Here is a 10604-nt window from a genome sequence, read left to right as displayed (position 1 = left end):
GCCTAGCGGGCGCGGATGAAATGATCCACGAGCCGGCCAAGACCGACCGAGTTGGAGCCCTTGACCAACACGGCATCGCCCGCGACGACGCCGAAGTCTTCGAGCAGTTCGATCGCCTCGTCGGCGGTCTGGCAATGCGCCCAGGCAATAGGCTTGCCAAGGACGGAACTCTGCGGTTTCCCCAGTTCGCGCGCGAGTGCGGTCATCTCGTCGCCAACCAGCACCGCAAAGTCGACATCGGCCGCCAGCAAGGGTTCCGCGAGGGCGCTGTGAAACTGCGGACCGAAGTCACCCAATTCCTTCATCGCACCAAGCACCGCGATGCGACGGGTCGAGGGCGTTTGCCCGAGCTGCGCAAGCGTTGCGCGCATGCTGGCAGGGTTGGCGTTGTAGCTTTCGTCGATCAGCAGCGCCTTGCCGCCGGGTGCATCAATGCCGTGGCGGGCGCCGCGACCCTTGAGCCCGCCCATCTCTGCAAGCGCCAGCCCGGCTGCGGCCATGTCGCCACCCGCCGCGCGAACCGCCGCCATGACCGCCAGCGAATTGGCGACCCAATGCTCGCCCGGTTCAGCCACGGTATAACACAGCCGCCCTTCGGGAAATTCGCAGGTAACCAGGCTGCCGCCATTGGCGCTTGGGATCGCATCGAGCAGGCGCATGTCGGCGTGGCGTGCCTTGCCGAAGCTGACGACCCTGGCACCGAGCTTCTCGGCGGCATCGCGCAATTGTTCGTAATGCGGCGTGTCGGTGGGGATCACCGCCGTGCCGCCGGGTTCGAGCCCCTGGAGGATTTCGGCCTTGGCATCGGCAATCGCCTCCATGCTCCCCAGCATCTCGATATGCGCGGGGGCGATGGTGGTGATGACGGCCACATGCGGGCGGACCTGTGCGGTCAATCCTGCAATTTCACCGGCATTGTTCATCCCCATCTCGAAGATGCCGAAGCGACTGCGCGCCGGTATGCGGGCGAGGCTGAGCGGGACGCCAACATGGTTATTATAGCTGCGGATCGAGCGATGCGCCGCCCCACGACTGGCACGTTCCAGCGCGGCGAAGATGGCTTCCTTGACCCCGGTCTTGCCGACCGAGCCGGTGACGCCGATGATCTTTGCCGAAGTACGCTCGCGCGCGGCGCGGGCCAGCGCCTTGAGTGCGGCGGTCGTGTCCTTCACCAGGATATGCGGGTAATCAACCGGGCGATCGACGATGGCCCCCGCAGCGCCATTCGCAAAGGCCTTGTCGAGGAAGCGGTGGCCGTCCATCGCTTCGCCCTTGAGCGCGATGAACAGATCGCCGTTGACCACGTCACGGCTGTCCATTTCGATCCCGGCGACCTGGAAATCCTGGCTCGCAATACCGTCGACGGCTGCGGCGATGTCCTTTGCCGACCACAGCGTCAGCGGCAGGCGATCGCGCGGATCGGCCGGCCAATCGACATACGCGGGGTGGCGCAAGATGGCAGCGCTCATGCCGCACCCCCTACAGATTTCGCCGCGCATTCGCGCGCAACCTCGACGTCGTCGAAGGGCAGCACTCGCATGTTGTCTCCCGATCCGATGATCTGACCTGTTTCGTGACCCTTGCCAGCAATCAGGACAATGTCGTCCGTACCGGCTTCGGCGATCGCTGCGCAGATGGCTTCGCGGCGATCGCCCACTTCGCGTGCTCCCGGCGCACCGGCAAGCACCTGACGGCGGATTTCCGCAGGATCTTCGCCCCGCGGATTGTCATCGGTGACAAAGACCACATCGCTAGCCACTGCCGCAGCTGCACCCATCGGAGCACGCTTGCCATGGTCGCGATCGCCGCCAGCGCCAATGACTGTGATGAGCCGCCCAGTGAGGTGAGGGCGCAGCGCCGCTATCGCCGCCTCAATCGCATCCGGCGTATGTGCATAGTCAACATAGACCGGCGCCCCCGATGGTGCGATGACCGCCCGCTCGAGCCGACCGCGCACCGGCTGGAGCCGAGCGACCCCATCCCATACGAGGTTGGTCGGAGTGCCGCTGGCAAGCGCAAGGCCCGCGGCGCACAGCGCATTGGCAACCTGGTAGGCACCGATTAGCGGCAGGGTGATCTTCCTGGTTTGCCCATCATGCTCAACCGTGAGCACCTGACCCAGCTGGGTCGGCTCACGTCCAACAAGGCGGATATCCTGGCCCGCCTCGCCAACGGTGAATACACGTAGCCCGCGTGCCCTTGCATGGTCGACGACGCGAGCGTTCCACTCACTCTCGTCCGCACCCATCCAGATCACTGCCGTCGCGCCGTCGGAAACAACCTCTTCAAACAGGCGCATTTTCGCCGTGAAGTAGTCTTCCATATCGGCATGGTAGTCGAGGTGGTCGCGACTGAGATTGGTGAAAGCCGCTGCTTCGACCGCCACACCCTCATTCCGATACTGCGCCAGGCCATGGCTCGACGCCTCATAGGCGACATGCGTCACGCCTTCGCGCGCCAGACCAGACAGGTTAGCCAGAAAGGTCACGATGTCCGGCGTAGTCAGGCCGGTCGATACGCTTTCATCGGGCGTAGTCACCCCAAGCGTACCGATGCTTGCCGCCCGTTCCCCGGCCATGCGCCATATCTGACGGGTCATCTCGACGGTCGAGGTTTTACCGTTGGTACCCGTCACCGCAACAATGTGTGGCGGTACCGGGGTGAAGAAATGCGATGCCAGTCGGGCGAACGCTTTGCGCGGATTGGCGGCGGCAATGTGTATAGCCCCTTCGACCCGCGCTTCGGCGCGCGCGACAACAGCAACGGCGCCCGCTTCAATGGCCGCAGGAATGAAGTTCTCACCATTGACCTGAGCACCCTGGAAAGCGCCGAATACGGTTCCCGGGGCAACCTTGCGATTGTCGATAGCGAAACCGGTCACGTCCGCATCGCCCTCACCACAGGCCACGCCCGCCGCTTCGCATAGCTTTCGCAGGTTCATTCGCTCGCCGCCTCCGGGATCAGGGGGCGGATATCGGAGATATCGACATCGCGTGTATCGTCGGGGCGCACGCCCATCAGCGGGCCAATGCGTGGAACCAGCCGGCCGACGATAGGGGCCGCGTTCCATGCGGCAGTTCGCTGAAAGCTAGACGCAATCGTGCCGCGCGGCTCGTCGAGCATGGCGATAACTACATAGCGCGGGCGATCCATCGGGAAGGCAGCAGCGAAGGTCGAGACGAGCGCGCTCTTCTGGTAACCGTGCGCGCCCGGCTTTTCCGCGGAACCGGTCTTACCACCAACACGGTAACCGGGAGCATTGGCATTGCGACCCGTGCCGTAGACAGCGATCGTGCGCAGCAGCTGGCGCATCCGGCTGGAAGTTGAAGCCTTGAACACCCGGCGCCCCTTCGGCGCATCGCCCGGGGCAAGTTTTTGCAAGGTCGCAGGGCGCCAGATTCCTCCATTCACCAAGGCGGCATAGGCCGAGGCAAGATGCAGCGGCGTCACCGCAATGCTGTGGCCAAACCCGACGGTCATGTTGGTCAGGCGCGGCCATTTCTTGCCAGGCCACAGGGGAAAACCCCTTGCCGGAATCTCGATATAGGGCCGCTCATTCATGCCCAAATCAATCATCGTGCGGCGCAGGCGTTCCGGGCCCAGTTCGTCGGCAATCCTGGCGCTTACAGTGTTGGACGAATGGATCAGCGTCTCGATGGGGTTGAGCGATGATCCCAGGTCGTGACTGTCCTTGATGGTGAAGCGCCCAACCTGCACCGGCGAGGCATCGTAACGCTTACCGAGGTCACGGATCACGCCCGCATCGAGCGCCGCAGCGACAGTGATAGGTTTGAAGGTAGAACCAAGCTCATAAACCTGGTTGGTGACGCGATTGAACATCAGGCTCTGCCCGCGCGCGTCGATCTTGTTGGGGTCGAATTCGGGGAGTGACGCCAGCGCGAGCACTTCACCGGTGTCGACGTCAAGCACGATGCCCGCCGCGCCCTGCGCATCATTCAGCTTCATGCCGCGACGCAGCTCATCCTCAAGCGCGCCCTGCACCCGCACATCGATCGACAGCGCTACCGGCGTTCCGCGCGTGGAAGGGTCACGCAAATGCTCGTCGAGCACCTGCTCCATGCCAACTCGCCCGCGCCCATCTGCGGCGACGTAGCCGAGGATATGGGCGCCCATCGATCCCTGGGGATAGTGGCGATCATTCTCCATCGGCATCTCAAGCGCGAGTTCGCCGATGTCTTGCACGAGATTGGCTTCTTCGGGCAGCACGCGACGGCGAATATAGCCCTGGCGCCCGGCAGCGAATTGGGCGGCCACGCGTTTCTCGTCGAGATCGGGGAAAATCGCTTTCAGCTTGGCCGCAACTTCCTGTGGCGCATGGACCAATGGAGCACCACCCTCGCCCATCGCCTCAGGGTTGAACCACAGGGCGTAGGCCGGGAATGCGCGCGCCAAGGGTATGCCGTTACGATCGGTGATTTCGCCCCGTGGCGGCAGCAGCGCCTCTTCAAGCGAAGTCGCGCGCAAACCGTGATCGGACATACCTAGATAGGCGATGCGCAGAAGTGCGATCAACGCGATGAAAGCAAAACCAAAAGCGATCCACAGCACCCGCCAGCGGGCCACGGTCAACGACCGCTGCCGCACGGTGACGAGCTGAACCCGGCCCGACGCGACCGCCATGCTCACTGCGCCGTGCCCGCTACGCCCCGCGGCTATCGCGGGACCGTAGCCAGAAAAAGCATTCACCGGGTCACCTCGGCAACCCCGACAATCGCGCCGGTGGGATGCGCCAGTCGCTGGGCAAGGTCGGTCGCGGCAAGATCACGCCGTACGGGGCGATCGGTTGCGCCTGCTACAGTCTCGTCATCAGCGATCCAGCCCGACAATAAGCCCGGATCCTCGCGTGGCGGGGTGTTGAGAGCGACGCGCACCGGTGAAGGCGCATCGATCCCGCGCGGCGTACCAAGCACGGCGAGTTGAGTCTCGCTTTCGAGATATTGGTCCGCACGGGGGGCGCCATAACCGAATTCGACCGCGTTCCAGTCCGCCAGCTGCTGCTGGCTGGCACGGGTCTGGAATTCAGTCTCCAGCATCAACTTCGCCCGCTGCGCGGCAATGATCTTGCGCTCGGTCAAACGCACGTCGCTCTTTACCGCGTTGACGCGAAAGGTCAGCGCAAGGAGCAGGCCGAAGCAGACGGACAGCACGATGGCCCAACCGATCTGGCGAACGCGTGAACCTCCGACCATCATGCGGCCTCCCTTGCCGGCGTTGCTGTGCGAGTGGCGTGACGCAGGACCGACGACCGTGCGCGCGGGTTGCGGGCGATCTCTGCCTCGCTCGGCTTGATTGCCTTGCTGACTCGAAAAAAGACCGGATCGTCCTGCGCCGCCAGTGGGACGTAACGCGAAGCGCTCGGGGTCGAGGATGCCTCGCGCAGGAAGCGCTTGACGATCCGGTCTTCGAGGCTGTGGAAGCTGACCACCGCGAGGCGGCCCCCTTCCTTCAGCAAGTGTTCGGCAGCTGACAGGCCTTGGGACAGTTCGTCGAGCTCGCCGTTCACGTGAATGCGGATGGCCTGGAAGGTGCGGGTGGCCGGGTCTTTCTTGTCATGCGACTTGAAGCCGAGCGCCTTGCGCACCACGCGCGCCAGGTCTCCCGTCGTCGACAGCGGCCGCGCAGCAACGATCGCGCGCGCCACGCGGCGCGACTGGCGCTCTTCGCCATAGGTATAGAGAACGTCGGCGATCGCCTTCTCATCGGCACTGTTGAGAAAGTCCGCGGCGCTCGCCCCTTCCTGGCTCATGCGCATGTCCAGCGGACCATCCGACGAGAAGGCGAACCCGCGATGCGCCTGATCGAGCTGCATCGATGACACGCCGATGTCCATGACCACACCGTCAACCCGCGCAACGCCCGCAGACGTCATTACGTCGAGCATCTCGGAAAAGCGGTGCGGATAGAGAAAAAGGCGCGGCGGATTTTCCTCCGTCTCGCGCCATGTGCGACCCGATGCGATTGCGTCGGGATCCCGGTCGAATGCATGTACCGTCGCGCCGCGCGCAAGCAGCGCGCGGGTATAGCCACCCGCGCCAAATGTAGCGTCGATGATGACGTCACCCGGCTGCGGATCAAGTGCTTCAATAACTTCGTCGAGGAGGACGGGGATGTGCGGGGCGTCGGTCATTTTGCCTTCGCCTTCGCTTCATCGAGAAAGCTGTCGCAGGCAGCCTTGGCGCTGGCCCAGTCGTCGCCCATCTTGGCGAGCTCGTCCGGGTTCCACAGAGTAAAAAAGCGGCCGCCGCCCTGGAAATAGAGTCCGCCCTCGATCCCGCCTAGGGTGCGCAGGTGCTCAGGCATGACGAAACGGCCGCTGTCGTCGAAGGGAAGTTCGACGAAACCGAAAAGCTGGCTGGAACGGGTATCGCGATCGAACTCCTTGCCGAGACGGATAGCCATCTCTTCTTCGCGATCGATCTGCGCGTGGAGTTCTTCCTTGCGGGAGAGACCGAAGCCGACGAGGCAGTTCCAGGCGGGATGCTTCATCAGGCACAGGACGCGGCCGTCGCTGCTGTCCTTCACCGCCTTGCGGAAGAGCGGGGGCAGCACGAAGCGACCCTTGTCGCCTGCAGGCGAATATGCCTGTCCGCTGTACCCTCCGAAAGCCACTGCCCCAAATCCCGACTAAGCGTTCAACACCTCCCCCGGGCAAGACTTCCCCCCACTCACCCGTAAGCACGGGCGAGCTGCAGTGCCTGCGGGCCCTGCACGCTTAGACAGCCTTGTCCGATGTCCTGATGATTTATCCCGGGTAGAGCGGGGATGAAAGGGAAAATTGCGGGATTTTACGGGATAATCCTGTAACATACTGTTATTAAATAATTATTTTTCTAAAGCACGCCTCGAAATCCTTAGCAATTGCCTAACGAGGCTACTGGAAAGTCACGCAATTCCGCGGAGTCGCGATGCCGTTTCGACCGTCTTTGCGACTCTATCCCGCAAAATCCCCGGAATCAGCGGGAAAAGGATTCGTCGATCAGCTTTGTCAGTGATTCACGCTGATCAGCAGAGACTGAACCTGCATCGTCGCTATCAAGCACAGCGGCATCGGCGACCAGCGTCGCTCGACCCTTGCCGATCCGACATCGCGCCATGATCCCGGCCCCAGAGAGGTCACAACGCCCAGCGCCCCCATCCGGCAGCAATCCGAATTGTCCGGCCAACCGAACTGGCATCCTGCCATCGGAGACATCCACCCATTTCTCGACGTCGGGCTGGCGATCATCGAAGCGAAGTTCGAGACCCCACCGGGTCAAGATGGGCGAAAGCAGGATAACATCCTGCGGTCGACGAGGGTCGCCAATCGAATAGCTGCTGTGCCTGGTAAGCATCGGGTCGGCAAATAACAGCACCTGTCCGCCTGCCCTGACCCACCTATCGAGCGAGACGTTTTCCGATGGCGCCAGCGGGCGCGGCTGGACAAGGATGAGAAAGCGTTTCTCGGCAAGCGTATCGTCTTCAAGCGCATCGAGCGGCATGAGTTCGAAGTCTTGCTCGAGAAAGGAGCGAACCCAATCCTGCTCACCATTCGGATCGAGGAAGTCAGTGACGTCACCGCCCTCACCCCAATAGATCGGGAGAGTCCCGAACATGGCAAGTTCGGGGAGAGGTCTGGTGTCCCCAGCAACCGGACCAGGCTGGCATCCCGTCATTGCCAGTGCCGCTGCTATGACGAACCTATTGCCCAGGCGTCACCGCATCGCTCTGCGCCGGTGTGGGAGCAGCGGCTGCAGCCGGCGCCGGTTGAGACGGCATATCGGGTACCACGCCGGCTTCGACCAAAGGGTCGTTTTGCGTGGCGATTGCAGTGGGTTCAGTCGTCGCGGCCGCTTCGGGAACGGCGGTTGCATCGGTTTCAGCCGCGCGGTTCTGGATCACACTGGCAAGGCCGACGAGCAAGATCATGAGCACCACGCCTGTGACGCCGATTTGCAGGCGCTGAATCGTCCGCTCACGCCGCGCATTTCCGCCCGACACATCTGCCAGTTCCGGTTCCGCAGGCTTGCGGCTCATGTCGAAGAAATGCGCCATGCCTTAAACCTAGGCTGCCCGCCGGGTCTCGGTCAATCGGCAGGCTTAAGCCATTCGAACACCGGAAGACCCTTCTGCGCCAGCCAATCACCATTGTAGAGCGTCGAAAGGTAGCGAAAGCCAGTATCACAAAGGATCGTCGCCACGCGGGGATTTTCACGCCCTTCGGCAACCAGTTGTTTGCCCAGTTCAATGGCACCCGCGACATTGATGCCGCTCGAAAGGCCGAGACACAGGCCCTCCTCGCGCAGCAAGCGCGCAACCCACACAAGGCCTTCCTCGTCCGAGATGCGAAACTGGGTGTCGATCGGAGCGCCTTCGAGATTAGCGGTGATCCGGCCTTGCCCGATGCCTTCTGCAACCGAAGACCCTTCGGCTTTTAGCTCACCGTGCGCGTAATAGTTGTAGAGCGCCGCGCCGTGCGGATCGGTCAGCGCGATGACGATATTCTCGTCGAGTTCCTTGAGGCCCATGCCGACCCCGGCGATGGTGCCGCCGGTCCCGGCCACGCAGGTGAACCCGTCGATGCGGCCTTCAAGCTGCGCCCACAGCTCTTTCGCTGTGGTTTCGATATGGGCCTTGCGATTGGCGGTGTTATCGAACTGTCCGGCCCAAATCGCACCCTCGATCTCGCCCGCCATCCGGCGCGAGACGTGCTGGAAGTGATTGCAATCGGCGTATTTGGTCGGTGGAACGGTTACGAGTTCCGCACCAAGTGCACGCAGCGTCGCCATCTTTTCCTGCGATTGGTTGTCCGGCATCACAATGATGGTGCGATAGCCTAGCGCATTGGCCACCAGTGCGATGCCGATCCCGGTATTGCCAGCGGTGCCTTCGACAACCGTGCCGCCGGGTTTCAACTCGCCCCGCGCTTCTGCATCACGAATGATGTAGAGCGCGGCGCGGTCTTTCACCGAAGCGCCGGGGTTGAGGAATTCGCATTTGCCAAAGATGTCGCAGCCGGCTTCCGCGCTCGGCCCTTCAAGACGGACCAGCGGCGTATTGCCGATGAGATCGAGCGCGCGCTCGCGTACGGGAATGTCAATCATACCGTGCGAGGTAGGCGCGCGCGCCAGAACCCGCAAACAACATCAATCTTCAGGCGCGATAGTAACCTTCAGCCCGTCGAGATCGCCGGTGAAGGGAATCTGGCAGGCCAGGCGTGACGTCGCGATGCGATGATCAGTTGATTCGAGCAGGTCGTCCTCGTCCTCGCTCATGGTCGGCAGCTTGTCGGCAAAAGCCGGATCGACGTGAACATGGCAGGTGGCGCATGAGCAGCAGCCGCCGCACAGTGCCAGCAGCTCGTCGAAGCCGTTGTCGCGGATCGCTTCCATCACGGTCAGGCCGTCCGCGACGTCGATCTCGCTGGTTTCGCCTTCACGGGTGGTGACAATCAGCTTGGGCATTGCGCATATCCTCGGTTGCAAAGGGCCACTGACCGACCCTATGCGAGCGGCTGCTATTCAATCGCGAACGGGAAGGCAAGTGAGAGCGCCATGGGGCTGACAAACGCACAGTTGCGCGAACACCTCGACACCGTCGCCGCGCAGGACGATGTGGTGGCCTCTGCCATCGCGCGCTGCGGCTATCCCGAAGAGCGGATTCGCCCGACAGGCTACAAGACCTTGCTGCGCACCATTGTCGGCCAGCAGGTCAGCGTCGCTGCTGCCACCTCGATGTGGAACAAGCTGGAAGCGGAATTGGGGCCCGACTTTACCCCGTCCTGTCTGCTAGAGCGCGATTTCGATACACTGCGTGCCTGTGGCCTCTCGCGGCAGAAGCAGGGCTATGCGCGCAGTCTGTGCGAACTGGTTGCCAGCGGCGAGCTGTGCTTCGAAAGCCTGCCCAAGGATGACGAGGAAGCCATCGCCGAACTGACCCGGATCAAGGGTATCGGGCGCTGGTCGGCGGAAATCTACCTGCTGTTCGCTGAGGGTCGACAGGACATCTGGCCCGCGGGCGATCTGGCGGTACAGGAAGCGGTCGGGCGACTGCTGACACTGCCAGCACGACCAAGCGAGAAGGATACCCGCAACCTCGGTGAGAAATGGCGCCCCTATCGCGGGGCGATGGCCATCTTCACCTGGCACACATACAACAACGCGGCCTTGTAGGGCCGCGTATCAGGAGAGAGACATGAGCACGCGCAAATCCATCTTCATCACCGGCGGCGGTTCGGGCATTGGCCGCGCCATCGCGAAATATTTCGGCGATCGCGGCTATTTCGTCGGCCTAGGTGATATCGACCAGAAGGGGATGGATGAAACCCTCGCGCTGATCGGCAATGGCTTCACCTTCTCCGTCAAGTTCGACGTCCGCGACCACGCCGCATGGGACGAAGCGCTCGATGCCTTTGCAACCGCAGCCGGTGGGCAGATCAACGTCCTCGCCAACAACGCTGGTATCCCGATCGGCGGTTCGCTGGTGGAAAATTCGATCGACGAGATCGAGCGCTGCCTCGATATCAACCTTAAGGGCGTGCTGTTCGGGGCACAGGCTGTCTATCCCTATCTGAAGGCCGCCGCGCCCGATTCCTGCCTGCTCAATAC

The 10604-nt window shown here is 62.6% G+C and carries 12 protein-coding genes; 2 read left to right on the top strand and 10 right to left on the bottom strand.

Going from position 1 to position 10604, the window contains the following annotated elements:
* Positions 1 to 2: 2 nt before the first annotated feature.
* The 10 genes from murF to AAFM29_RS04630 form a co-directional block, all read right to left on the bottom strand.
* Positions 3 to 1469: a UDP-N-acetylmuramoyl-tripeptide--D-alanyl-D-alanine ligase gene (gene murF, locus AAFM29_RS04675; RefSeq protein ID WP_341711652.1), complete on the bottom strand. Its 1467-nt coding sequence runs from the start codon at positions 1467 to 1469 to the stop codon at positions 3 to 5.
* Positions 1466 to 2941 carry a UDP-N-acetylmuramoyl-L-alanyl-D-glutamate--2,6-diaminopimelate ligase gene (locus AAFM29_RS04670; RefSeq protein ID WP_341711651.1) on the bottom strand — a complete coding sequence of 492 codons (1476 nt, stop codon included), beginning with the start codon at positions 2939 to 2941 and terminating at the stop codon, positions 1466 to 1468. Before AAFM29_RS04670 ends, murF begins: the two co-directional genes overlap by 4 nt.
* Positions 2938 to 4641 (bottom strand): penicillin-binding protein 2, encoded by a 1704-nt coding sequence (locus AAFM29_RS04665; protein WP_341711695.1) that lies wholly within the window; start codon positions 4639 to 4641, stop codon positions 2938 to 2940. The genes AAFM29_RS04670 and AAFM29_RS04665 overlap by 4 nt, the downstream gene beginning before the upstream one ends.
* 62 nt (positions 4642 to 4703) lie before the next feature.
* Positions 4704 to 5213 carry a hypothetical protein gene (locus AAFM29_RS04660; protein ID WP_341711650.1) on the bottom strand — a complete coding sequence of 170 codons (510 nt, stop codon included), beginning with the start codon at positions 5211 to 5213 and terminating at the stop codon, positions 4704 to 4706.
* A complete protein-coding gene (gene rsmH / locus AAFM29_RS04655; RefSeq protein WP_341711649.1) occupies positions 5210 to 6148 on the bottom strand; it encodes a 16S rRNA (cytosine(1402)-N(4))-methyltransferase RsmH in 939 nt (312 codons plus the stop codon). The genes AAFM29_RS04660 and rsmH overlap by 4 nt, the downstream gene beginning before the upstream one ends.
* On the bottom strand, positions 6145 to 6630 hold the full coding sequence (locus AAFM29_RS04650; protein ID WP_341711648.1) for a division/cell wall cluster transcriptional repressor MraZ: 486 nt from the start codon (positions 6628 to 6630) through the stop codon (positions 6145 to 6147). Before AAFM29_RS04650 ends, rsmH begins: the two co-directional genes overlap by 4 nt.
* A 344-nt stretch (positions 6631 to 6974) precedes the next feature.
* Complete coding sequence (locus AAFM29_RS04645; protein WP_341711647.1) at positions 6975 to 7613, bottom strand: DUF4350 domain-containing protein; 639 nt, start codon at positions 7611 to 7613, stop codon at positions 6975 to 6977.
* Positions 7614 to 7698: 85 nt separating this feature from the next.
* Entirely contained in the window at positions 7699 to 8052 is a 354-nt protein-coding gene (locus AAFM29_RS04640) for a hypothetical protein (protein ID WP_341711646.1), read from the bottom strand.
* Between the two features lie 32 nt (positions 8053 to 8084).
* Complete coding sequence (locus AAFM29_RS04635; protein ID WP_341711645.1) at positions 8085 to 9101, bottom strand: cysteine synthase A; 1017 nt, start codon at positions 9099 to 9101, stop codon at positions 8085 to 8087.
* A gap of 42 nt (positions 9102 to 9143) precedes the next feature.
* The gene (locus AAFM29_RS04630; protein WP_173212028.1) at positions 9144 to 9461 is read right to left on the bottom strand and encodes a 2Fe-2S iron-sulfur cluster-binding protein; all 318 of its coding nucleotides are present in this window, start codon (positions 9459 to 9461) and stop codon (positions 9144 to 9146) included.
* A gap of 90 nt (positions 9462 to 9551) precedes the next feature.
* Between AAFM29_RS04630 and AAFM29_RS04625 the strand changes: the two genes are divergently transcribed.
* On the top strand, positions 9552 to 10169 hold the full coding sequence (locus AAFM29_RS04625) for a DNA-3-methyladenine glycosylase 2 family protein (protein ID WP_341711644.1): 618 nt from the start codon (positions 9552 to 9554) through the stop codon (positions 10167 to 10169).
* Positions 10170 to 10191: 22 nt separating this feature from the next.
* Positions 10192 to 10604: SDR family NAD(P)-dependent oxidoreductase (locus AAFM29_RS04620; RefSeq protein WP_341711643.1), on the top strand; the 413-nt coding region annotated here is incomplete at its 3' end.

The organism is Erythrobacter sp. (genome assembly GCF_038133525.1).
Classification (GTDB): Bacteria; Pseudomonadota; Alphaproteobacteria; order Sphingomonadales; family Sphingomonadaceae; genus Qipengyuania.
The sequence above is the reverse complement of the archived record's forward strand: the minus strand, read 5'-3'. Positions and strand labels throughout refer to the sequence as shown.